Genomic DNA, 23,010 nt, shown 5'->3' with positions numbered 1-23,010 from the left:
CTGGGTGGTGTGAGCGTGGTCTTGTTGGCCGAGGACGACCCGGCGATCGCCGAACCGCTGTCCCGCGCGTTGCAGCGGGAGGGCTACACGGTGCGGGTCGTCGCCGACGGTCCGGGTGCGTTGACCGCCGCCGAGCACAGCGGCGTCGACCTGCTCGTGCTCGACCTCGGCCTGCCCGGGATGGACGGGTTGGAGGTGTGCCGCCGGCTGCGCGCGGCCGGGCGCGGCCTGCCCGTGCTGATGCTCACCGCGCGGTCCGACGAGGTGGACTTCGTCGTCGGCCTGGACGCGGGCGCGGACGACTACGTGGCCAAGCCGTTCCGGCTGGCCGAGCTGATGGCCCGCATCCGCGCCCTGCTGCGCCGCCGCGCGCCCGGCACGCTGGAGGTCAACGGCGTGCGGATGGACCTGGCCGCCCGCCGCGTCACCGTGGACGGGCTGGAGGTGCAGTTGGCGAACAAGGAGTTCGAGCTGCTGCGCGTGCTGATCCAACGCGCGGGCCAGGTGGTGCACCGCGACGAGATCCTGTCCGAGGTCTGGAACGACCCGGAGCTCAAGAGCAGCAAGACCCTCGACATGCACATGTCGTGGCTGCGCCGCAAGCTCGGCGACGTGCGGTCGGTGGAGCGCCGCATCGCGACCGTGCGCGGTGTCGGCTTCCGCTTCAACACCGCGGACTGATGCGCAGCCGGATCCTGCGGGCCATCCTGCTCGCCGTCGCCGTCACCGGGTTCGCCCTGGGCCTGCCGCTGGGCTACACGGCGCTGCGGCTGGTGGAGGACGGCGCGCGCACCGACCTGGCCGCGCGGGCCCAGCGGATCGCCGCGTCCATCGACGACCAGATCGCGAACGGCCGGGAGATCGACCTCGGGCCGGTGGAGGTCGGCGTGCCCGAGGGCGGGCACCTGCTGGTGACCACGCCCGCCGGCCGGCACGAGTTCGGCCGCACGCCCGGACCGGACCCGTTGTCGGTGGAGGTGCCGATCGCGCAGCGGGGCACGGTGCGGCTGGAGCTGTCGTCCGGCCCGATGCACACCGCGCAGTACCAGGTGGCGGCGCTGGTGGTGCTGCTGGTCGTGCTGTCGGTGAGCACCGGCACGGTGGTGGCCACGGTGACCGCGCGCAAGCTGGCCCAGCCGCTGCGGCACGTGGCGGCGCGCGCGGCCCGGTTGGGCGCGGGCGACTTCCGGCGCGACGACCGGCGGCACGGCGTGCCGGAGCTGGACCTGGTGGCCGAGGCGCTGGACCGGTCCGCGGGCGCGCTGGCCGAGCTCGTGCAGCGGGAGCGGGAACTGGTCGGCGACGTGTCGCACCAGTTGCGCAGCAGGCTCACCGCGCTGCAACTGCGGCTGGAGGCGCTGTCGGTGCACCCGGACGCGGACACGGCGACCGAGGCGCGGGCCGCGCTGGAACAGGCCGAGCGGCTGGCCGAGGTGCTCAACGAGATGCTGGCCGCGGCACGGGCCGCCCGCGCGGTGGGCGCGGAACCGCTCGACCTCGGCACCGAGCTGACGGCCATCGCCGAGGAGTGGCGCGAGCCGTTGCGCCAGGCCGGGCGCGCGTTGCGGGTGCGGGTGCCGGACGGTCTGCTGGCCCGGGCCACGCCCGCGCGGCTGCGCGAAGCGATCGGCGTGCTGCTGGACAACGCGCTGCGGCACGGCGAAGGTCAGGTCGTCGTCTCCGCGCGCCGCGACGACGGCACGGTGGTCGTCGAGGTCGCCGACGGTGGCGCGGGCGTGCCGGACGAGTTGGCGCACCACATCTTCGAACGCGGTGTGTCCGGCGGCGGGTCGACCGGGGTGGGCCTCGCGCTGGCGCGGGCACTGGTCGACGCCGACGGCGGGCGGCTGGAGCTGTCCACCGCCCGGCCGGCGACGTTCGCGCTGTTCCTGCCCGTGCCGAAGGCCGCGGACGTGGTCGGCGTGACCTGGCGGACCGACCTCACGCCTCGGTAGGCGCGGCGGGCTCCGGTGCCGACGACGTCCCGGCGGTCGCGGGCTGGGGCAGCACGCCGACCGCACCCCGCACGACCTGGGCCCACACCAGCCGGCCGAACAGGTAGTGGCACGCGACGTCCTCGCTGGTGAACGCCGCCCAGTCGTACCGGTTGCCCTGCTCGCGCCAGAACACCTCGACGCCCTCTTCGGTCGGCACCAGGCACCACCGGTTGTCGGCCTCCGCACCGATCGACACGACCTCCGCGGGCACGCCGACCGCCAGCAGCCAACCCTGGATCGACTCCGCGTTCATGCCACCTCCTCCAGGTAGCCCAGCGCGACCAGGTCGGCGACCGGGTAGGTGGCCCGGAAGCGGGCACCGCCGCCGGGCTGGCCGAACCACTCGGCGGACAGGGTGAACCACACCGGCAGCACCTTGGCGACCCGGTAGCGGTGGTAGCCCGAGTCCACCAGGGCGGGCGGCAGCGACCGTTCCGCGTAGGGGGTGCCGTGCTCGGACAGCACCCGGCCCTCGGGCCCGCCGAACCGGTCCAGTTCCACGCCGACCGCGAGGACGCCGGGTTGGCCCGCCTCGTAGCCGCCCTCGGGGAACAGCTCGCCGGGCGGCCAGGCGTACTCGGGCGGGTCGGCGCGGACCAGGAACCGGCGGTCCCAGTCGCGCTCGTGCAGGCCCGCCAACGGGTCGTAGCCGACCAGCAGCACGGGATCGGGGGCGGTGCCGGGCGTGAGGACCAGGCGCGGCCGGTTGACCGCGGGCACCGGGTCGGTCGACACGGGCGCGGTCGGCTCCGCGCCGGAGAGCCGCGACCGCATCGCGTCCCGGCTCACGGCGCGCAGGTCCAGGCCGTACTGGGCGGAGGCGTCGACCAGGTCGCCGTCCGGGTGGCCCTGCGGCTCGAAGCGCAGCCCGGCGGCGAACGTCTCGTCCGCCGACGGCGGCGGCAGTTGCCGAGCGGGCCGCGCGCTGGGCGGCGGGAGCGTGCCGCCGGGGAACATGTGCAGCAGGAACACCGCCGCCGCTTCGGTGGTCGGCTGCGCGGCCTGGGCGGCGCGCACCGGCGGGGCGGGCGGGGGGTCGTCCGGCCGGTCGGGCAGGACCGCGGCCGGGGAGCCCGGCGGGAGCGGAGGGGCGAACGTGTCGCGACCGCCGACCGGGATCGGGACGATCGCGAACGCGAGGTCGCCCTCCTTGACCCGCTGCCCGACGGCTTCCAGGGCGTCCTTGACCTCCTGCCGGACGTCCTTGACCTCGGCCTTGGCCTGGACCTCGCCCTTCGGCTGGGCGTCCGCCTTCGCGGCGGCTTCACCCTTGCCCTGAGCGCCTTGCCCCTGGTTCTGGTTCTGGTTCTGCGCCGACTGCCCCTGGCTCTGGCTCTGGCCTTGGCCCGACTGGGCCTGGCCGCCTTGGGCTTGGGCGGCACGCGCTTCGGCCTTCGGCGCGGCCTGCGCACCGGCCTGCTGACCCGGTGCCTGGTTGGTCGCGTTCGCGGCCGGGCTCTGCGTGCCGGCCGCTGCCGCCGCGGCGGCCGGAGCCGACGCCGGCGCGCCGCCACCGGCGGCCGGGCCGCCGAACGACGGCCCCTGCGGCGCGGCCTGGTTCGCGGCGGGCGTCGCCGGTTGGGCGGGCGCGTGCGGCGCTTCGGCCTGCGGCAGCAGCGGGCGGTCCAGGACCGCCGCGGACGACTGGTGCACCGTGCCCTCGGTGCGGGTGACGGCGTCCGCGACCGGGTTGGCCGCGCCGACCACGGGGTTCACCGCGTTGTCGACCAGGTTGCCCAGCCCGGGCGCGGAACCTGGCCGGCCGGGGGCGTTGTCGTGGCCGGGGGCCGCGATGTCGGCCACGCCGTGCGCCGCGCCCTGGACGGTGCGGCCGACCGTGTCGTCCACCGCGCCGCCGACGTGCCGGACGGCCTCGCCGGTCCTGTCCAGCGCCGGTTCCACCACGGCCGCGACCGGCGGGGCCACCTTCTCGACCACGTCCAGGACCGGCTCGGCCACCACGCCGACCGTGTCCGTCACCGCGCCGAGCAGGCCGCCGACCAGGCCGGGGGCCTGACCGGAGCCCGGAGTCGCACCCGCACCACCGGGGGCCGGGCCGCTGCCCGCTCCGGCCGGTGCCGGAACGGTGCCCTCCGACCTGCCGGTCAGCAGGGGGTCGACGAGACCAGGCAGCACACCACCGCTCTGGCCGCCGCCGGGCAGCAGACCGCCGAGCGGAGCACCGCCCTGGCCGCCACCGGGCAGCAAGCCGCCGAGCAGACCACCGCTCTGCCCGCCACCGCCTTGTCCGCCACCGCCGTGTCCGCCACCGGGCGGGTTGCCGCCCGACGGCTGACCGGAACCGCCGCCGTGACCCGGACCCGCGTCGCCGGGCGCGTGCGCGCCGGGATTGGCGTCGACCGGAGGCTGGTGCCCGCCGACCAGTACGCCGCTGTCCAGCCGCACGGCGCTGGTCAGCGTGGTGGTCAGGTGGGCGACGTTCGCCGCCGCGCCGCGCACCGCCGTCTCCAGACCCAGCAACGCCGTCGGGTGCCCGGCGTTGGCCGCCTGCTGCGCCGCGTCGTTGTTCTTCGCCAGGTTCACCAGCTCGCGCACCAGCTCGACCTTGGCCGCGCCGACCTGCTCGGCCGCGTGGTCCAACCGGTCGGCCGCCGCGTGGCAGCCGCGCAGCACGGCGTTCAGCGTGCCGTCGGGCGCGGTGAACCTGTTCCAGTGGCCGCGCGCCGCGTCACCGGTCGACCCGGTCATCACGGCCAGCGCCTTGCCCGCCGAACCGTCGGACTCGCCCGCCAGCGTGGACAGCTTCGCGCCCGCCTCGCGCCACGCGGTGGCGGACGCGCGCAGCTTGTCCTCGTCGGCCTGGGGCCACGAGACCCCGGCCTTGGCGGCGACGTCGGCCAGCTCGGCCGGCAGCTCGATCCCCATCACGGCCCCCTGAGTCAGATCGCGCCGAGCGCGTTGCGGTTGCCCTCTTCGACCTCGCCGTACGTGCGTGCCGTCTCGGCGAAGCGCTCGCCGACGCCACCGAACCCGGCGCTCAGCCCGGTCAACCCGCTCAACGCCGCACCGGACGGCTGCACGTGGCTCGCGGCGAAGCTCTGCCCGATCGCGTCGGTGCCCCAGCAGTCGCCGAGCGAGTCCAGCACGCCACCCAGCTCGCCCGCGATCTTCCCGGCGCGCTCGGCGAACGCGGTGAAGTCGGCGGCCCCCTCGGCGAGGCGGGCGAGGTCGGTCCGGAAGCCGGTCATCTCGTTCTCCTCGCGGTCGGGCCCGGGCTCGGGATGCCGGCGGCATCGGCGTCGAGCCAGTCGCGCTGTTCGAAGTCCTCGTCGTCGACCGGCGCACGCCGGTGAGCCGGTCCCGGCGGCCGCACCCCCTCGGCGCCGATCTCGTCCGGCCGGAGGTCGGCCGTGCCGCGCAGCAGCGCTTCGGGGTCCGTGCCGGCGGGCAGCACCGGGCTCAACGTCCGGTAGGCGTCCTCCGCGGCCCTCGCCACCGCTTCCCGCGCGGTGCGCACGATCAGCTCGGCGAGCTGCGCCGGCCGCAACCGGTACGCGCCGTCGGCCAGCTCCAGGTCGGTGAGCGCGCCCTTGGCGTCGACCACGGCCGTCACCGCACCGTCGGGGCTGGTCGCCGACCCGGAGATCCGGGCCAGGTCCCGCTGCACGGACGCGAGCTGGTCGCGGCTGCGCCGGTAGTCGGCGAGCAGCTCGTCCACCTGGGCGCGGTGATCGGTCGTCACGGCCACCTCCGGTCATCGCCGTCGCCGGGCATGGTCGTCGGTCGCGCGTTGGACGTTACGACCCCGGTGCCGGTTCCCGCCCGTTCCAGGGAAATCCCGGTGTGCACGGCGCGGTGCACCGTTCGGGCCAACGCCGACCCGATCACCGACCGCGGCCCGCCGTACGGCTCGACCGGACCGTCCGCTGGGCACAGCAGCACGACCGCGTCGGTGACCGTCCCGGTGCCCGGCACGCCCGCCTCGCCCAGCGCCTGCGCCTTGGCCTCCGCGACCGTCGCCACCGCGTTGACCAAGGCCGCGTCCGCCAACCGCACCGGCAGCACGCACACCGCGTTGATCGTGCCCACTTCGGGCAGCCACTCGGCGGGCGGCCCGGCGGCCCACGTCGGGTGCGCGCCGATCCCGGTCGTCACCCACGACCGCACGCCGCCGTCGGTCTCCACCACCACGTCCCGCACGTCCACGGCGGTGAGCAGCCCGGTGCCGGGCCCGCGCAACCCGAGGTCCGCCGCGATCTCGGCGACGTGCACGCCCGGGTCGGTGCGCGCGTAGTCCTTGGGCACGGTGGCGTTCAGCGCCCAGTGCCGGACCCCGAGGCCGCCGCCGTGCGGACCGGACGAGATCGCCAGCAGGGGTTCCGGCAACCGCCACACCAGGACGCCGGGGTGCCGCTCGATCACGGCGCGGGCCGCACGAGCACCCGGTGCCCCACCGGCGTGCCGCGGCACAGGTCCGCCCGCACCGCTACCCCCGCAGCGCCCGGACCACCCGCGACGGGCTCGGCCGGCCCAGCCGCTGCGCCATCCACGCGCTGGTGTCGGCGAGCTTGTCCAGGTCGACGCCGTGCTCGACGCCCAGCCCGTCCAGCATCCACACCAGGTCCTCGGTGGCCAGGTTGCCCGTCGCGGACTCCGCGTACGGGCAGCCGCCCAGCCCGCCCGCCGACGAGTCGATCGTGCGCACGCCCGACTGCATCGCGGCCAACGTGTTCGCCAACGCCTGCCCGTACGTGTCGTGGAAGTGCACGGCGAGCCGGTCCACGCCGTCGAACCCGGCCAGCAGCGCGGTCACCTGACCCGGCGTGGCCACACCGATCGTGTCGCCGAGCGACAACTGGTCGCAGCCCATGTCCAGCAGCCGCTTGCCGACGCCGACGACCTGCTCGCGCGGCACCGCGCCCTCCCACGGGTCGCCGAAGCACATCGACACGTACCCGCGCACCGCCAGCCCCTCGGCCTTGGCCTTGGCCACGACCGGGTCGAACATGGCGAACTGCTCGTCCAGCGACCGGTTCAGGTTGCGCCGGGCGAAGGTCTCGGTGGCGCTGGCGAAGATGGCGACGTGCTCGACGCCCGCCCGCAGCGCCCGGTCCAGCCCGCGCTCGTTGGGCACCAGCACCGGGTAGCTCACGCCGGGCCGCCGCACCAGGCCGGCCAGCAGCTCCTCGGCGTCGGCCAACTGCGGCACCCACTCGGGGTGCACGAAGCTCGTGGCCTCCAGCACCGTGCCGCCCGCGTCGGCCAGCCGGTCCAGGAACTCGAGCTTCGTGCCGACCGGCACGACCTCCGACTCGTTCTGCAACCCGTCCCGCGGTCCGACCTCCCAGATCGTCACGCGGTCCGGCAGACCTCCCGCGCCCACCGTGTCCGGCAGGCCGACTTCACGCGCGCCCATCTGCGACCCTGTCCTCCGGCCGGTGGTCGTCGGCCGGGTTGTCGTTGATCTCCCGGTACAGCATCGAGTGCACCTGCTCCACCCGCCCGATGTCGTCGAACTCCAACGGCTCGTCGGACGCCGACTCGATGATCAGCGTGCCGCAGCCGAGCACCCGGTCCAGCAGGGAGTGCTCGAAGCGGACGCTGTCGATGCGGCCGAGCGGGATGTCCAAGCCGGTCCGCCTGACGACGCCGATCCGGTACATCACGCGCTCGGTGGTGATGATGAAGTGCGTGGTGCGCCAGCGGACCACCGGCGCCAACGCCAGCCACGCGACCAGCACCAGCACCACCGCGGCGAGCACCGCCCACGCGACCGACGCCCAGCTCAGCTCCGCCGCCCGCACCGCGAGGTAGCCGCCACCGCCGACCGCGACGACGAGCACGAGCACCGGGACGACCAGCGTCTTCCAGTGCGGGTGCTGGTGGATCACGACGTGCTCGCCGGTGCTGAGCAGGTCGTCCGGGTAGGCCACGACGGTCCCCTTCGGTGGCTCGGCTCGCCTCCACGTGCGGCTCGAGCCTCACCGTACCCGCAGGTGCACCACGTCCCCGGCGGAAACGGAGTGGTCGGCGCCCGCGTCGTCGCGCACCACCAGGGTGCCGTCGGTCTCCAGGTAGGTGGCCGTGCCGAGCAGCGCCTCACCCCGGGCCAGCTCGACCCGCACCGGGCGGCCGAGCGTCACGCAGTGCCGGCGGTACTCCTCGCGCAACGACGGCTCGTCGCCGCCCGCCCGCCGCCACTGCTCCTCCAGCGCGGCCAGCTCGCGCAGCAGCGCGACCGCCACCTCGGTGCGGTCCAGCGGACCGGCGTGGTCCTCCAGGCTGGTCGGCACGAGGCCGCCCGCGCCGGGCTCGACGTCGGCGGGCAGCTCCGCCACGTTGAGCCCGATGCCCAGCACCACGGCGTGCCCCTCGCCCGCGATGATCTCGGCCAGCACGCCCGCCGCCTTGGCGTCACCGACGAGCAGGTCGTTCGGCCACTTCAAGGACGCCTCGACGCCGACGCCGCGCGCCGTGCGGACCAGGGCCACGCCGGCGAGCAGCGTCAACCACGGCAACCGGGCCGGCGGCACGCCCGTCGGGCGGAACAGCACGCTCAGGTAGACACCCCCGGCGGGCGACGTCCAGCCCCGGCCGCGCCGCCCCTGGCCCGCGGTCTGCCGTTCGGCGACGAGCACGGTCCGGTCGTGCGCGCCCCGGCTCGCCGCGGCACGCAGGTCGGCGTTCGTGGAGCCGGTCTCGGCGACCACGTCGACGGTGGCGTAGCGGCCGGAGAGGGCGGAGCGGAGGGCGGCGGCATCCAGGGTCACGGCTCGAAGGGTAGAAGCGACCCGCCCCACCCGCTGTGTCGGAGCGGTGTGGATGGTGGGGCGGATCGCCGTGATCAAGCCTGCAACCTCCACCGCGCTGGAGGTCAACTCCTCGTCCAGTGACCTGGACTACTACCCCCGACCGGGTCGTGGCGGTCTGGTTAAGCTGCCGCGCTATGAGCAGTGCGACCGCCCCCATCGGCGAGGAGCCGGACGTCCACACCACGGCCGGGAAGCTGGCCGACCTGTACCGGCGCAACGAGGAGGCCGTGCACGCCGGCTCGGCGCGCATGGTGGAGAAGCAGCACGCCAAGGGCAAGAAGACCGCCCGCGAGCGCATCGAGATGCTGCTCGACCCCGGCTCGTTCGTCGAGCTGGACGAGTTGGCGCGCCACCGCTCGACCAACTTCGGGCAGGAGCGCAACCGGCCCTACGGCGACGGCGTGGTGACCGGCTACGGCACCGTCGACGGCCGCCCGGTGTGCGTGTTCAGCCAGGACGTCACCGTGTTCGGCGGGTCCCTCGGCGAGGTCTACGGCGAGAAGATCGTCAAGGTCATGGACCTGGCGATCAAGACCGGCCGGCCGATCGTCGGCATCAACGAGGGCGGCGGCGCGCGCATCCAGGAAGGCGTCGTCTCGCTCGGCCTCTACGGCGAGATCTTCCGCCGCAACGTGGCCGCGTCCGGCGTCGTGCCGCAGATCTCGCTGATCATGGGCGCGAACGCGGGCGGCCACGTCTACTCGCCCGCGCTGACCGACTTCGTCGTCATGGTCGACCAGACCTCGCACATGTTCATCACCGGCCCGGACGTGATCAAGACCGTCACCGGCGAGGACGTCGGCTTCGAGGAGCTGGGCGGCGGGCGCACGCACAACACCAAGTCGGGCAACGCGCACTACCTCGGCGACAACGAGGAGGACGCCATCGCCTACGTCAAGGAGCTGCTGTCCTACCTGCCCGCCAACAACATGTCCGAGCCGCCGGTCTTCGACGCGCCGGACGACGTGGTGCACGGCTCGGTCGAGGACTCGGTCACCGACTCCGACCGCGAGCTCGACACCCTCATCCCGGACTCGGCGAACCAGCCCTACGACATGCACGAGGTCATCACCCGCGTGCTCGACGAGGGCGAGTTCCTGGAGGTCCAGCCGCTGTTCGCGCCGAACATCCTGGTCGGCTTCGGCCGGGTGGACGGCCACTCGGTCGGCGTGGTGGCCAACCAGCCCACCCAGTTCGCGGGCTGCCTGGACATCGACGCCTCGGAGAAGGCGGCGCGGTTCGTGCGGACCTGCGACGCCTTCAACATCCCGGTGCTGACGTTCGTGGACGTGCCCGGCTTCCTGCCCGGCACCGACCAGGAGTGGAACGGCATCATCCGGCGCGGCGCGAAGCTGATCTACGCCTACGCCGAGGCGACCGTGCCGCTGGTCACCGTGATCACCCGCAAGGCCTACGGCGGCGCGTACGACGTGATGGGGTCCAAGCACCTGGGCGCGGACATCAACCTGGCGTGGCCGACGGCGCAGATCGCGGTCATGGGCGCACAGGGCGCGGCGAACATCGTGCACCGCAAGGCGTTGGCCAACGCCGTCGCTTCGGGCGAGGACGTCGACGCGCTTCGGGCCCGTTTGCAGCAAGAGTACGAAGACACCCTCTGCAACCCTTACGTGGCGGCCGAACGCGGCTATGTTGACAGTGTGATCCCTCCCTCTTTCACGCGATCGCACGTCGCCAGGGCGTTGGCGATGCTGCGCGACAAGCGCGAGGCGCTGCCGCCCAAGAAGCACGGGAACATCCCGCTGTGAGCGCGGCACCGCACCTCCGGGTGGTGCGCGGCAACCCGGACGACGTCGAGTTGGCCGCCGTGACGGCGGTCGTGGTCGGCCTCGCCTCGGCCGGCGGCCCCACCGCGGACGAACCGCGCCGTTCCGCGTGGTCGGACAAGTCCAGGCAGGTCCGGCGCCCGCTCCCGCACGGCCCCGGTGCCTGGCGGTCCTCCGCCCTGCCGCACTGAATCGCCGCTGCTCCGCGGACGGCGGGCCCGAGCGCCTGGAAGTCGGTCGTTCGCGCCCTGATCCCCGACGATCGACAAGCGTGATCGCCGGGGAATGAGGACGCGAACGACCGACGCGCTCTCGCGGCCCGATCTCAGCAGTCGACGCGGCGGGAGTTGACGCGCACGCCGTCGACGAGCACGGAGACCACGCGGCACCGCGTGCCGTCCGGGACGTGCACCCGCACCCGCATCACCACGGCCTCGACGCCGACCCGGGCCTCCAGCACCTCGACGCCCTCCGCCGCCACCGCCGACGGCACCGCGTCGAGCCGCGGCAGGGTCCGCGCGATCGACGTCACCTCGCCCATCACCCGGTACTCGACCCGGTCGCTGCCGTTCGCGAACGGCCAGAACGGCACGCCGTACCCGACCGGGTCCGTGGACACGACCCGAGCCGTCAGGACCAGGACCAGGACGGCCGGCACCACCAAGAGCCACCGGTACCGGCCCCGACCCCGGTCGATCCGGCGGACCACCAGAGCCAAACGCTGCACCACCCCGAGGGTGCCGAACGCCGTCACAGCGCGCATCGGTAGTTCTACGCAACGACGGCACGACGGGGTCCCGAAGCGCCGTGAGCAGGCGTTACCGGTTCGGGACCGCGCACCGGCCCCGAAGCGCGCACGCCCGGCCGCCACCCGTCCGGCCGCCACCCGCCCGGGCGCGCGCCCTAAGCTGCACGCCGTGCGCTTCGTCCTCGCCTCCCAGTCCCCCGCTCGCCTGGCCGTGCTGCGCGCCGCCGGGGTCGAGCCCGTCGTCCGCGTCTCCGGCGTCGACGAGGACGCGCTGGCCGCCTCCCTCGCCGACCCGACGCCCGAGGAGCTGGTCACCGCCCTGGCGACGGCGAAGGCCGAGGCGATCGCCCGGGACGAGGACGAGGACGCGGTGGTGGTCGGCTGCGACTCGATGCTGCGCACCGCCGACGGCGAGGTGCACGGCAAGCCCGGCACGGTCGAGGTGGCGCGCGAGCGGTGGAAGAAGATGGCCGGCACGACCGGCGCCCTGCTGACCGGGCACGCCGTGCTGCTGGTGCGCGGCGGGCGGGTCGTGGCGCGTGCCGTCGGGCACGAGTCGACGCTGGTCCGGTTCGGCCGGCCGACCGACGGGGAGCTGGAGGCGTACCTGGCCACCGGTGAGCCGCTGCACGTCGCCGGCGCGTTCACGCTCGACGGCCTGGGCGGCTGGTTCGTGGACGGCATCGACGGCGACCCGTCCAGCGTCATCGGCATCAGCCTGCCGCTCACGCGGAAGCTGCTGCGCCAACTGGACGTCCCGGTGTCCGACATCTGGTAGCGGTTGTCACATTTCCCCTGATCCGGGAAGCTCGTCGAAGGGCTTTCGCGTTGGGGGAGCTGTGGGTGAACTGCTGACGCGCCGCCGTCACATCGACTTCGGGCGCAGGACGAACACGGGCTGTCGCGGCTGACGCCGCCCCCGTCGTCCACCCCTGCGCACCCAACCCGGAGCAGTCGTGTCGTTCGTCCGCAGTTATACGAAGCCGAAGGTGTTCGGCATCACCGTGCTCGCCGCCCTGGTCCTGGGCGCGCTGGCCGGGTACGTCGCCAAGAGCGCCGACCAGGCGTGGCTGACCACCACCCTGGGCCACATCGGCGACGTCTTCACCAGCCTCCTGCAGTTCACCGTCATCCCCCTGGTGTTCACCGCCATCGTGGTCGGCATCACGAGCCTGCGCCGCCTCGGCACGAACCGCGCCGCCCGGTTGGGCGGGAAGACGCTGCTGTGGTTCGCCATCACCTCCCTGATCGCCGTGCTCATCGGCCTCGCCATCGCGTTGGTCTTCAAGCCGGGCTCGGGCGTGCGGGTCGAGCCGTCCGCGGCGGCGGTGGAGAAGCTCGCCGCCCGTGACCAGGGCTCGTGGAGCACCCTGCTGGAAACACTGATCCCGTCCAACCTGTTCAGCGCCTTCACCGAGGGCGAGGTGCTGCAGGTCGTGTTCATCTCGGTGCTGGTCGGCTTCGCCGCGTACGCGCTGGGCGAGAAGGCGCAGCCGTTCGTCACGCTGACCCGGTCGGTGTTCGACCTGATCCAGAAGGTCGTCGGCTGGATCGTGCTGCTGGCCCCGATCGGCGTGTTCGGCCTGATCGGCACCGCGTTCGCGACGTACGGCAACTCGTTCGTGCGGCCGCTGTTCTCGCTGATCGCGTCGGTGTACGGCGGGTCGCTGCTGGTGCTGTTCGTGGTCTACCCGCTGCTGCTGCGGTTCGTCGGGCGGGTGTCGCCGGTGACGTTCTTCGCCAAGGCGTGGACCGCCATCCAGTTCGCGTTCGTGTCCCGTTCGTCGGGCGCGACGCTGCCGCTGAGCAGGCAGACCGCCGCGAACCTCGGCGTGGACGACGACTACGCGTCGTTCGCCGTGCCGCTGGGCACGACCACGAAGATGGACGGTTGCGCGGCCGTGTACCCGGCCATCGCCACGGTGTTCATCGCGAACCTGTTCGGCGTGCAGCTGGGCGTGTGGCAGTACGTGGCGATCATCGCGGTCGCCGTGTTCGGCGCGCTGGCCACCGCCGGCACCACCGGCTGGTTCACCATGCTGACGCTGACCCTGGGCGCGGTGAACATGCCGCCGGAGGTCATCGCCACCGGTGTCGCCGTCGTCTACGCGATCGACCCGATCCTGGACATGGTCCGCACGGCCACCAACGTGACCGGCCAGATCACCGTCCCGGTCCTGGTCGCCCGCTCCGAGGGCCTGCTGGACGACGAGGTCCTGAACTCGCCGAGCGAGCCCCCGCTCCTCACGGGCCCCCGCCCCACCCCCGTCCCCGCCTGACGCGAACGGAGAACTCGGGGGTCCTGAACGTAGGACTCTCGGGACCTGAGCGTTCGACTCACGCGAGAGTCGAACGCTCAGGTCCCGAGTGTCGAACGTCCAGGACCCCCGAGTTCTACGCTCAGGACGGGGTCGGGCCGCATTGGCGCAGGTCGGACGGGTCCGGGGTGACGGTCGGCCAGCCGGGCAGCGACTCCGGCGCGCGGACCACCGGCGTGCAGCCCAGCTCGCCGCCACCACCAGCCGGTGAGAACACCTGGGCGAACCAGCGCGAGCAGTCCACCCCCGCCTGGCACACCCGCTGCACGGCCACCACGTCCGCGACCGCGTCCTTGTTCACGTCGTGCAGCGCCATGTACGCCCCGCTGGCCACGTACGGCACCTGCGCCCGCGTCCACGCCCCGGACCGGCGCACCAGCACCTCCCCCAGCACCTCGCCGCGGACCTCGCCCCGCACCAGGCACACCGCGACCTCGGCGGCGTCCACGCACTGCAACGACGAAGCGTCGATCCGCGCCCCCGAAGACGCGATGGTCAACTCGAAGATGTTCGGCCCCGAAGCGCCGCTGGTCCGGATCCGGCCCGCGCCCTCGCCGACGACCAATTCCACTGAATCGACACCGACCTCCTGCTTCACCACCGAACGGCACGCCGTCACACCGCAGCGCAATTCGTCCTGCGGCGTCACGGCGCCGGCGTCGGACGCCGGAGGAGGGCGCAGTGACCAGGCGATGACCAGGCCCGCGATAGTGATGAGGACAGCTGCGCAAGCTGTCAGAAGCGCGGCGACGGGCGGGCGTGTCACGATTCCCGATTGTTCCACCCAAGCGTGAGCTGTCTCTCGGTCACCGGGTACTGACGGGTCACTAAACTCCCCGACCATTGCCGCTCCAAGTCCCAGCGTTGCCAGGAGGTAGGACGTCGTGTCGCTGCGCAAGGTCCTCGTCGCCAACCGCGGTGAGATCGCCGTCCGGGTCATCCGTGCCTGCCGAGACGCCGGTCTGGCCAGCGTCGCCGTGTACGCCGACCCGGACCGGGACGCCCCGTTCGTCCGGTTGGCGGACGAGGCGTTCGCCCTGGGCGGCAGCACGCCCGGGGACAGCTACCTGTCCATCGACAAGATCCTCGACGTGGCCAAGCGCGCGGGCGCGGACTCGGTGCACCCCGGCTACGGCTTCCTGTCCGAGAACGCCGACTTCGCGCAGGCCGTGCTGGACGCCGGCCTGATCTGGGTCGGGCCGACCCCGCAGGCCATCCGCGACCTCGGCGACAAGGTGACCGCGCGGCACATCGCGATGCGCGCGGGCGCGCCGCTGGTGCCCGGCACCAAGGACCCGGTGGCAGGCCCGGACGAGGTCATCGCGTTCGCGCGCGAGCACGGGCTGCCGGTCGCCATCAAGGCGGCGTTCGGCGGCGGCGGACGCGGGCTCAAGGTGGCCCGCACGATGGAGGAGATCCCCGAGCTGTTCGACAGCGCGGTGCGCGAGGCCGTCACGGCGTTCGGCCGCGGCGAGTGCTTCGTCGAGCGCTACCTGGACAAGCCGCGGCACGTCGAGGCGCAGGTGCTGGCCGACCAGCACGGCAACGTCATCGTCGTCGGCACGCGCGACTGCTCGTTGCAGCGCCGCCACCAGAAGCTGGTCGAGGAGGCGCCCGCGCCGTTCCTGACCGACGAGCAGCGCGCCGAGATCCACCGCTCCGCGCGCGCCATCTGCAAGGAGGCCGGCTACCACGGCGCCGGCACGGTCGAGTACCTGGTCGCGGTGGACGGCACGATCTCGTTCCTCGAGGTCAACACCCGCCTGCAGGTCGAGCACCCGGTCAGCGAGGAGACCGCGGGCATCGACCTGGTGCGCGAGCAGTTCCGCATCGCCGCCGGCGAGGAACTGCGGTTCACCGAGGACCCGACCCCGCGCGGTCACTCGATCGAGTTCCGCATCAACGGCGAGGACGCGGGCCGCAACTTCCTGCCCGCGCCGGGCGCCGTCACCACGTTCACCGCGCCGTCCGGCCCCGGTGTCCGGGTCGACGCGGGCGTGGAGAGCGGCACGGTCATCGGCGGCCAGTTCGACTCGCTGCTGGCCAAGCTCATCGTCACCGGCGAGGACCGCACGCAGGCCCTGGAGCGGGCACGGCGCGCGCTGGACGAGATGGTCGTGGAGGGCATGGCGACAGTGCTGCCGTTCCACCGCGCGATCGTCCGCGACCCGGCGTTCGTGGGCACCGAGGACGGCTTCACCGTGCACACCCGGTGGATCGAGACCGAGTTCGACAACACCATCGCGCCGTTCACCGACGGCGCGGAGGCCGAGGAGGCCGAGGCGCGCCAGACCCTGGTGGTCGAGGTCGGCGGACGTCGTCTCGAGGTGTCGCTGCCCGGTGACCTGGCGATCGGTGGCGGCGGTGGCGGCGGCGCGGCGGCCAAGGTGGGCGCGAAGGCCAAGCCCCGCAAGCGCGGCGGCGGCAAGGGCGGCGCGGCGGTCTCCGGCGACGCGGTGGCGGCACCCATGCAGGGCACGATCGTCAAGGTCGCGGTCGAGGACGGGCAGCAGGTCGAGGCGGGCGAGCTGATCGTCGTGCTGGAGGCCATGAAGATGGAGAACCCGGTCACCGCGCACAAGTCGGGCGTGGTCACCGGCCTGTCCGCCGAGCCCGGCGCCACGGTCACCCAGGGCACGGTGATCTGCGAGATCAAGGAATAGGCTCACCCGTGTGAGCGAGCGGGACATCCGGATCGGCGACGCGGAGCGTGAGCACGCGCTCGAACTGCTCGGCACGCACCTCGGCGAGGGGCGGTTGAGCGTGGACGAGTTCGGCGAGCGCTCCGCCCGCGTCGCCACCGCGAAGACCCGCGGCGACCTGTACGGGTTGTTCGCCGACCTGCCCGCGCCCCGGCCGCGGTTCGCGCGGGTCGAGCCGCCCGTGCCCGCGCCCGCCCGGCGCGCGTGGCCGGTCGAGTTCCGGGTCGGCAGCGCGGCCGTCACGGCGGTCGCGATCGTCAGCGTGGTGTTGTTCTTCCTGGCCAAGACGCCGTTGGTGTTCCTGCTCATCCCCGCCGTGATGCTGCTCATCGGCCGGATGGGCAGGCGGTGAGCGCGCCGTCGCTGCTGCTGCTCGACCTGGACGGCGTGCTGCGGCGGTTCCCCCCGGACGCGCCGATCGAGGACCGGTTCGGCCTGCCGCGCGGCACGTTGGCGCGGGTGTCGTTCGCCCTGGCCGGTCCCGCGACCGCCGGGCGGGCCACCGACGAGGAGTGGCGCGCGGCCGTGCGGGAGCGGTTGGTCGACGAACGGCTGCTGCCACCGCGACGGGCGGCGGACGCGGTGGCGGCCTGGACCCGCACCGGCGAGGTGATCGACGGGGCACTGGACCTCGTGCGGCGGGTGCGCGAGCGGTGCCGGGTGGCGCTGCTGTCCAACGCGACCGACCGGCTGCCCCGCGACCTGGTCGCGCTGGGGCTGGACCGGGAGGTGGACGCGGTCGTGACGTCCGCGCGGCTCGGCGTGGCCAAGCCCGCGCCCGAGGCGTTCCGGCGCGCGTTGCGGGTGCTCCAGCACTCCCCGTCGGGCACGTTGTTCTGCGACGACCACGCGGTGAACGCGGAGGCTGCGCGGACGGTCGGCATCGACGCCGTGCACACGCCGGACCTCCCCTCGTTGCACGAGGCGCTGTCGTCACGGGGTCTGCTGGACGACGGTCCCGGCGCCGGCCCGGCCGACTCGCCCGGCCCGTTGTTGCTGGTCCTGCACGACCGCGACGACGCCTCGGAGGCCGCGCGCGAGCTGGCCGACGCCGGGTGGTCGCCGTGCGCCGTGCACAAGGACGTGCTGGCCGGCGAGGACGACCTCGAAGACGCCGACTGGGTGGTGGAACTGGCCACCGGTCCCGACGACCAGCCCGCCTCCGCCCACCGCGGCCTGCTGGAAGCGCTGGCCCGGCGCTACGACGGGTTCGTCACGGACTAGTCCCCCGCGCGAGGTCGCGTCGGCAGGTCGAGGCACATCCGCGGCGATGACGCTCTACCATCGTCGCGGAATCAGGCTCGACCTGCCGACTTCCGGGCGACCACGCCCGTCCGAGCGGAGCGGGGACCACCCGGCATGGAGGCCGTCGAGATCAACGCGGGTGAGTTCTACCTGCGCCAACTCCGCGCCGACGACCGGATCGACGACCGGGTGGCGCTGGTGGCGGGCGGCCTGTTCCCCGACCTCGACGCGGCCGGCGCGCACATCGCCGAACGCGCCGACCGGTGGCACGCCGAAGAGTCCTGCTCGTGGGCCGTGTGCGACCAGCTCACCGGGACGGCAGTCGGCGAGGTCTCGCTGACCCGCGCCGGTGAGCTCGACTGCTGGATCACGCCCGACCTGCGCGGCCGGGGCATCGCGACCCACGCGACCGCCGCCGTGCTGCGGTTCGGCTTCGGGTTCCTCGACCTGCCGCTGATCACCGCCAGACCCCCGGACGACGCGGCCCGGCGCGTCGCGGCGAAGTGCGGCTTCACCGCCGGGGGTCCACTTGGCGTGTGGACACGGCTACGGTAGGTCATCATGAGGGGTGCTCGGGTGCTCACCGCCACGCTCTGCGCGTTGGCGATGGCCTCCTGCACGCCCGTTCCGCAGAAGAAGGCCGACGGCCGGGTCGACGAACCGCTGCCGGCCGTGACGACCACCGTGCCGTCGTTGCCGCCGAGGCCCCGTGAGCTGCGGTTGGACGACGTCGACCCGTGCGCGGTGCTCTCGCCCGAGCAGCGCCTCGCGCTGAGCTTGGACAACCCGCCGAGCGCATACGTGGAAACGGGGTTCGGCAACGCGAAGGCGTGCACCATGCGCAGCAACATCAGCGGGAACGTCGTGCGGCTCGCGCTCGTCACAGTGGAGGGCGTCGGCGTGTGGCTCAGCGAGAACGCCCAGGTCCACGCCGAGCAGACGACGGTGGCCGGTTTCCCGGGGCTGACCGTGCGGACGCCCGGCATGGACAACGTGTGCAACGTCGAAGTGGACGTCGCCGAGGGGCAGTTCCTCGACGTGATGTTCCGCGACGGCGGTAACGAAACAGCGGTCAAGCAAGACACCCTGTGCCAAGGGGCGCAACGGGCGGCAGAGGCGGCGGTAGCCGGTTTGCTGCAACGGCGCTGATCCACGCGGGCGATGTCGGGTCCACCTACTCCCCGCTGTCGGACCGTGTGGCTAGAGTGACCTTGCGCGAGAACCGGACGACGCGTGACGGTGAACGAGGAAGGGCGGGAGGGTCCATGGCGTCGGAAGACCACGGCCACGGCGCCGACACGGGCTCACCACCGCCCCTGTCGCACACGTTGAACGTCGAGCGCGAGGCGATCCCGAGCCTGCGCAGCGCGTTCGCGGGCGCCTTGAGCAAGCTGGACAAGCAGATCGAGCTGGCCATCACCGAGGTCAGGGTGCGCCCGTGGGCGGGTGACCCGGTGAGCCAGGACGCCGCGGAGCGGTTCAACGAGCGGTCGCTCGAATCGGGCGACTCGGCCCTGATCGCGTTGGAGAACTACCAGCGGCAGCTCAAGTCGGCCATGGACGCGCTCACCCTGGTCGAGCAGCAGTACCAGTCCATCGAAGAAGACAACACCGGGTTGATGGGACAGCAGGGCGGCCGCTGAGCGCCCGGCGCAGGCAAGGGGAAGTTCATGCCCGATGGACACCGCTGGAGCGGGTACAGCCACGAAGAGCTGTACGAGCAGATCAACGCGGGGCCGGGGCCCAAGGCCTCGCACGCCTCGATGGAGCGGTGGCAGGGCGTCTCCGCCGCGTTGACCGAGATCAACGCGGACCTGCACGCCGGCGTGCTGCGTTCCGGGGCGACCTGGGAGGGCGCGGCGGCGGACAAGGCGCGGATGGGCATCAACCCGCTGGCCGCGTGGGCGGACGACGCCCGCGCCGGCGCGGAGGTCATGCGCCGCTCGGCCGAGCGGCAGGCCGACCACATCGCCAAGGCGCGCTCGGACATGCCGCCGCCGGTGAAGGTGACCGCGGAGGAGCCGAACCTGCTCGTCACCGCGTTGACCAACCTGGTGGGCGGGCAGACGGACTACGAGGTGCAGGAGCAGGCGAAGAACGCGGCGGAGCAGCGCGCGCGTGAGGTCATGACGACCTACGCCTCCAGCACGTTCTCGAACACCAGCACGTTGGCGCAGTTCCACCAGCCGCCGCAGCTCGTGATCGGCGGGCCCGACGCGGTGCGCAACGACTCGGCGGGCGTGTCGGCTCCGGGATGGGGTTACGGCGGTCCGCGCGGTGGGCGTGGCGGCGGTCGTGGTGGGTGGCGTGGCGGCCGCGGTGGCCGTGGCGGGTACCAGGGTCCGCGTCCGGTGGCGCAGCCGTCGTACGGCGGCGGGTCCACGGGCACGTCGTGGACCGGGACGTCCGGGACGACCAGGGCTTCGACGGCCGCTCTGCCGGCGTCCGCCTCGGGTTCGGCCCCGGTGGTGTACGGGCCGGGTGGGGTGATCGGCGGTCAGCAGGGCAAGGACCGCAAGTCCACCGACACGACCAACGAGCAGCAGCACGCCGGCGGCTCCGGTCCGGGTGCGGGCGGCGGTGGCGGCGCGGGTTCGCATGCCGGTACCGGTGCGGGTGCGGGTGCCAACCAGCTGCTCCCGGGCGCGAACGGATCGCTGCCCGTGCCCAGCGGCACGACGACGACCAGTTCGGCGGAGTTCGGCGCGTTCGCGACGGCCAACGCGCAGCACGCGGCGACGACGGCTCCCGGGTCGCCGGGCGCGATGCCGGGCGCCGGTGGCCAGGTGGGCGGCAACGACACCGTGCACAAGCGCAGCACGCCCGCGCCCGCGCAGCCCGTGTTCGACCCGTTCGGCGGTCTGGGCGGCCCGCGTGGCGCGGAAGAGGAAGAAGACGCCACGCACGACGCCGCCGACTACCTCCGGCAGACGGATGACATCTACGGCCTCGGCGGGATCATCTCGCCTCCGGTGATCGGGGAGAGCACCACCCGCTGATGACGACGTTCGGCTTGGACTTGGGCAGCAACGACCTGCGTGAACCCGTGACGATCTCGGCCCTGGAGTTCGACGTGCTCTGGGAGCACCTGCGGCTGGAGACCATGCCGCTGGTGCTGAAGGTGCCGTCACCGGGCAAGACGCACGCCGAACGCGCCGAGCTGGAGCGGCGGGCGTGGGCGGAGCTGGACCGGCGCGGCCTGGGCCGCCCGGTGTCGCTGGACCCGATGCTGGAAGACCTGCTGCACCTGCTGAACCGCCCGCAGCACGAGGTGGACGGCCGCCTGTGGCTGGGCCACAGCGTTCGCGTCCTGGCCGCCGCCAAGGGGCAGTCGGCCGTCCTCGCGGTCCTCGCCCACGACCAGCTGACCCTCCGCCCGGCCTCGGCCGAGGGCCTGCCCCGGGAAGCCCTCTCCGTCCTCCCGCCGCTCCCGGCCGGCCCGGGCCACTCGGTCACCCTGCCCAGCGCCGACCTGGACGCCGCCGCCGCGACCGCCAAGACCCCCGACGAGCTCCACCAGGCCCTCGTCTCGCGGGGCATCCGGGACGAGGACGCCCGCACGTTGGCCGACATGTTCCGCGACGCCGACCACCGCGGCCAGTTCGGCGCCGCGAGCCGCGACAAGTGGGGCAAGCGCGTCCGCCAGGACCGCGTCGTCTCGTTCTTCGACACCCCCCGGGGCCGCTACCTCCAGCTTCGCCGCGCCACCCCGGGCCAACAACCGTGGAGCACCGTCTCCCCCGTCGACGCCCGCCGCCTGACCCAACACCTGACCGACCTCACCACCCCCTCGTGAGTCGAACCCTCAGGTCCCGAGTGTCGAACGCTCAGGACCCCTGAGTTCAACGCTCAGGTCGCCTCGCATCCCACGGTCGGGTGAACCGTGTACGGATCGAGGGGTCTTCTCACTCGGTTATGCATGATCGAACTGCCTCCCGGCCTCCACGGGGCCTACCCACGCACCCACCTGCACGACCACCTCGGCGGCAAGAAGCTGCGCAACGCCATCGCCGAAGGTCGTCTGATCAGCTACTGCCGCACGGTCGTCATCCAGCGTGAACGGATGGCGAGCCTGCACACGCGGGCCGCCGCCGCGTTGCTCATGGCAGGGCACGGCGCCGCGCTGACCAACCACACCGCCGTGTGGCTGCACGGCGGCACGGCGGCGGAGACGAACCGCGTCCACCTGATGATGGGCTACGAGCGCAAGCTCCGACCGCGCCCGGACGTCGCGGTGCACTACGACAGCTACGACCCCGCGGACGTCGTGGAAGTCGACGGTCTGCGCACCATGGCGCTCGACTACGCCCTCGCCGACCTGCTCTGCCGGGGCCGCCACCGCTCCACGGCCCTCGCCTGCGCGGATCAGGTACTCGGCGCTCTACCGCCGTCGCGACGTGCGGCGTTCAAAGCCGATCTCGCCGTGCGCATCGCGGCTCGCCGGGATCACCGCGGTAGGCGCCAGGGCGTGTTCCTGCTGGACCTGGCCACGGGTCTGCCCGAGTCACCGCCGGAGAGCACGCTCCTGCTGATGATCGCCGAAGCGGGCTTTCCGCTGCCCGAGCCGCAGTACTCGATCCGCGACCTGGACGACCGCGAGGTCTGGCGGCTCGACTTCGCCTGGCCGGACGCGCGCGTGGCCGTGGAGTACGACGGTTACGCGGCGCACGTCGACAGGGCCGAGGCCGATCGGGCCCGTGACGAGGACTTGCGGCGGCGTGGCTGGAAGGTGCTCCGCGCCGACGTCTCGGACCTGCGCAACCCCGTTCGCCTGTTCCAGGAGCTCAGCGTGAGCCTCAGCGGACCTGCGCGGAGGGCCCGCGCGTTCCGAACGTAGAACTCGGGGGACCTGAGCGTTCGACACTCGGGACCTGAGCGTTCGACACGCAGGTCCCGAGTGTTCGACACTCGGGACCTGGAGGTTCGACTCTCGCGAGTGGTTAGGGGCCGATGCCTTGGCAGGGGCGGGTGCGCAGGTCGGCGACGTAGTCGTCCGGGGCGCCGGCGGCTTCGGCGGCGTCGGCGACGACGCCGATGTAGCGGGCCGAGGGAAGACCGCCCTCGTAGGCGTCCAGGACGTAGAGCCAGGCGGTCACCGAGCCTTCCAGGGTTTGGACGCGGAGGCGGATCTTCTTGTACAGACCGAGGGCGCCTTCCCAGCGGTCGAGGCGGGACTCGTCACGCGGGCTCACGTCGTAGAGCACGCAGAACACCTGCGAGTCGGGGTCCTCGACGATGGTGGCGAGCGCGCCCTCCCAGCCCAGGTCCTCGCCACCGAACGTCAGACGCCATCCGGCGAGCCACCCGGTCCCCGCCATCGGGGAGTAGGGGGCTCGCTCCATCATCTGGTTCGGGTCCATGTTGGACCCGTACGCGGCATAGAGCGGCACGACGACAGCCTAGCGACCTCGCGATCACCGCGAAGGACCAGAAGACCGGACGA

General features: G+C 73.3%; 26 protein-coding genes. 15 read left to right on the top strand and 11 right to left on the bottom strand.

What is annotated here, in order from left to right:
• Window positions 1–15 precede the first annotated feature (15 nt).
• A complete protein-coding gene (locus FHX81_RS25505; protein WP_141984129.1) occupies window positions 16–681 on the top strand; it encodes a response regulator transcription factor in 666 nt (221 codons plus the stop codon).
• Window positions 681–1,955, top strand: coding sequence for an ATP-binding protein (locus tag FHX81_RS25500; protein ID WP_141980542.1), 1,275 nt, complete (start codon window positions 681–683; stop codon window positions 1,953–1,955). Before FHX81_RS25505 ends, FHX81_RS25500 begins: the two co-directional genes overlap by 1 nt.
• Here FHX81_RS25500 and FHX81_RS25495 read toward each other — a convergent pair.
• From FHX81_RS25495 to FHX81_RS25460, 8 genes are all read right to left on the bottom strand, one after another.
• Window positions 1,942–2,250: a hypothetical protein gene (locus FHX81_RS25495; protein WP_141980540.1), complete on the bottom strand. Its 309-nt coding sequence runs from the start codon at window positions 2,248–2,250 to the stop codon at window positions 1,942–1,944. The two genes, FHX81_RS25500 and FHX81_RS25495, sit on opposite strands and share 14 nt — an antisense overlap.
• Window positions 2,247–4,883 carry a TNT domain-containing protein gene (locus FHX81_RS25490; protein ID WP_141980538.1) on the bottom strand — a complete coding sequence of 879 codons (2,637 nt, stop codon included), beginning with the start codon at window positions 4,881–4,883 and terminating at the stop codon, window positions 2,247–2,249. Before FHX81_RS25490 ends, FHX81_RS25495 begins: the two co-directional genes overlap by 4 nt.
• 14 nt (window positions 4,884–4,897) lie before the next feature.
• A complete protein-coding gene (locus FHX81_RS25485; protein ID WP_141980537.1) occupies window positions 4,898–5,206 on the bottom strand; it encodes a WXG100 family type VII secretion target in 309 nt (102 codons plus the stop codon).
• Window positions 5,203–5,700, bottom strand: coding sequence for a YbaB/EbfC family nucleoid-associated protein (locus FHX81_RS25480; RefSeq protein ID WP_141980536.1), 498 nt, complete (start codon window positions 5,698–5,700; stop codon window positions 5,203–5,205). The genes FHX81_RS25485 and FHX81_RS25480 overlap by 4 nt, the downstream gene beginning before the upstream one ends.
• On the bottom strand, window positions 5,697–6,380 hold the full coding sequence (locus FHX81_RS25475; RefSeq protein ID WP_141980535.1) for an adenosylcobinamide amidohydrolase: 684 nt from the start codon (window positions 6,378–6,380) through the stop codon (window positions 5,697–5,699). The genes FHX81_RS25480 and FHX81_RS25475 overlap by 4 nt, the downstream gene beginning before the upstream one ends.
• 64 nt (window positions 6,381–6,444) lie before the next feature.
• Window positions 6,445–7,374 carry a hydroxymethylglutaryl-CoA lyase gene (locus FHX81_RS25470; protein ID WP_141980533.1) on the bottom strand — a complete coding sequence of 310 codons (930 nt, stop codon included), beginning with the start codon at window positions 7,372–7,374 and terminating at the stop codon, window positions 6,445–6,447.
• The gene (locus FHX81_RS25465) at window positions 7,361–7,891 is read right to left on the bottom strand and encodes a PH domain-containing protein (protein WP_141980532.1); all 531 of its coding nucleotides are present in this window, start codon (window positions 7,889–7,891) and stop codon (window positions 7,361–7,363) included. Before FHX81_RS25465 ends, FHX81_RS25470 begins: the two co-directional genes overlap by 14 nt.
• A gap of 48 nt (window positions 7,892–7,939) precedes the next feature.
• Window positions 7,940–8,728, bottom strand: coding sequence for a biotin--[acetyl-CoA-carboxylase] ligase (locus FHX81_RS25460; RefSeq protein ID WP_141980531.1), 789 nt, complete (start codon window positions 8,726–8,728; stop codon window positions 7,940–7,942).
• 176 nt (window positions 8,729–8,904) lie between these two features.
• Between FHX81_RS25460 and FHX81_RS25455 the strand changes: the two genes are divergently transcribed.
• Entirely contained in the window at window positions 8,905–10,536 is a 1,632-nt protein-coding gene (locus FHX81_RS25455; RefSeq protein ID WP_141980529.1) for an acyl-CoA carboxylase subunit beta, read from the top strand.
• Entirely contained in the window at window positions 10,533–10,745 is a 213-nt protein-coding gene (locus tag FHX81_RS25450; protein WP_141980528.1) for an acyl-CoA carboxylase subunit epsilon, read from the top strand. The genes FHX81_RS25455 and FHX81_RS25450 overlap by 4 nt, the downstream gene beginning before the upstream one ends.
• Before the next feature lie 134 nt (window positions 10,746–10,879).
• On the opposite strand, the gene FHX81_RS25445 is transcribed toward FHX81_RS25450, so the two are convergent.
• Entirely contained in the window at window positions 10,880–11,281 is a 402-nt protein-coding gene (locus FHX81_RS25445; RefSeq protein WP_211363559.1) for a hypothetical protein, read from the bottom strand.
• Between the two features lie 190 nt (window positions 11,282–11,471).
• On the opposite strand from FHX81_RS25445, the gene FHX81_RS25440 reads away from it, so the two are divergent.
• Both FHX81_RS25440 and FHX81_RS25435 read left to right on the top strand, forming a co-directional pair.
• Complete coding sequence (locus FHX81_RS25440) at window positions 11,472–12,080, top strand: Maf family protein (protein ID WP_141980525.1); 609 nt, start codon at window positions 11,472–11,474, stop codon at window positions 12,078–12,080.
• Window positions 12,081–12,258: 178 nt separating this feature from the next.
• Complete coding sequence (locus FHX81_RS25435) at window positions 12,259–13,581, top strand: dicarboxylate/amino acid:cation symporter (protein WP_141980523.1); 1,323 nt, start codon at window positions 12,259–12,261, stop codon at window positions 13,579–13,581.
• Window positions 13,582–13,702: 121 nt separating this feature from the next.
• Here the strand turns inward: FHX81_RS25435 and FHX81_RS25430 are convergent, their stop codons facing one another.
• Entirely contained in the window at window positions 13,703–14,218 is a 516-nt protein-coding gene (locus FHX81_RS25430; protein WP_141980522.1) for a hypothetical protein, read from the bottom strand.
• Between the two features lie 286 nt (window positions 14,219–14,504).
• Here FHX81_RS25430 and FHX81_RS25425 point away from each other — a divergent pair, with 286 nt between their 5' ends.
• The 9 genes from FHX81_RS25425 to FHX81_RS25385 all read left to right on the top strand — a co-directional run bounded on the left by FHX81_RS25425 (window position 14,505) and on the right by FHX81_RS25385 (window position 22,404).
• A complete protein-coding gene (locus tag FHX81_RS25425) occupies window positions 14,505–16,283 on the top strand; it encodes an acetyl/propionyl/methylcrotonyl-CoA carboxylase subunit alpha (protein ID WP_141980521.1) in 1,779 nt (592 codons plus the stop codon).
• Between the two features lie 10 nt (window positions 16,284–16,293).
• Window positions 16,294–16,674, top strand: a complete 381-nt coding sequence (locus FHX81_RS25420) for a DUF1707 SHOCT-like domain-containing protein (RefSeq protein WP_141980520.1) — start codon at window positions 16,294–16,296, stop codon at window positions 16,672–16,674.
• Window positions 16,671–17,546: an HAD family hydrolase gene (locus tag FHX81_RS42170; RefSeq protein WP_141980518.1), complete on the top strand. Its 876-nt coding sequence runs from the start codon at window positions 16,671–16,673 to the stop codon at window positions 17,544–17,546. The genes FHX81_RS25420 and FHX81_RS42170 overlap by 4 nt, the downstream gene beginning before the upstream one ends.
• A gap of 135 nt (window positions 17,547–17,681) precedes the next feature.
• Entirely contained in the window at window positions 17,682–18,122 is a 441-nt protein-coding gene (locus FHX81_RS25410; protein WP_141980517.1) for a GNAT family N-acetyltransferase, read from the top strand.
• 6 nt (window positions 18,123–18,128) lie between these two features.
• Window positions 18,129–18,716 (top strand): DUF3558 domain-containing protein, encoded by a 588-nt coding sequence (locus FHX81_RS25405; RefSeq protein WP_141980515.1) that lies wholly within the window; start codon window positions 18,129–18,131, stop codon window positions 18,714–18,716.
• A gap of 116 nt (window positions 18,717–18,832) precedes the next feature.
• Entirely contained in the window at window positions 18,833–19,210 is a 378-nt protein-coding gene (locus FHX81_RS25400; RefSeq protein ID WP_141980513.1) for a transcriptional regulator, read from the top strand.
• A 27-nt stretch (window positions 19,211–19,237) separates the two neighbouring features.
• Complete coding sequence (locus FHX81_RS25395; protein WP_141980512.1) at window positions 19,238–20,566, top strand: PPE domain-containing protein; 1,329 nt, start codon at window positions 19,238–19,240, stop codon at window positions 20,564–20,566.
• Window positions 20,566–21,363, top strand: a complete 798-nt coding sequence (locus FHX81_RS25390; protein ID WP_141980510.1) for an ESX secretion-associated protein EspG — start codon at window positions 20,566–20,568, stop codon at window positions 21,361–21,363. Before FHX81_RS25395 ends, FHX81_RS25390 begins: the two co-directional genes overlap by 1 nt.
• Before the next feature lie 123 nt (window positions 21,364–21,486).
• A complete protein-coding gene (locus FHX81_RS25385) occupies window positions 21,487–22,404 on the top strand; it encodes an endonuclease domain-containing protein (RefSeq protein ID WP_141980508.1) in 918 nt (305 codons plus the stop codon).
• A gap of 103 nt (window positions 22,405–22,507) precedes the next feature.
• On the opposite strand, the gene FHX81_RS25380 is transcribed toward FHX81_RS25385, so the two are convergent.
• Window positions 22,508–22,957: a gamma-glutamylcyclotransferase family protein gene (locus FHX81_RS25380; protein ID WP_033429064.1), complete on the bottom strand. Its 450-nt coding sequence runs from the start codon at window positions 22,955–22,957 to the stop codon at window positions 22,508–22,510.
• Window positions 22,958–23,010 lie beyond the last annotated feature (53 nt).

It is taken from the genome of Saccharothrix saharensis (assembly GCF_006716745.1).
GTDB lineage: Bacteria > Actinomycetota > Actinomycetes > Mycobacteriales > Pseudonocardiaceae > Actinosynnema > Actinosynnema saharense.
Note: the sequence above shows the minus strand (reverse complement) of the source record. Positions and strands in the feature narration are given on the sequence as shown.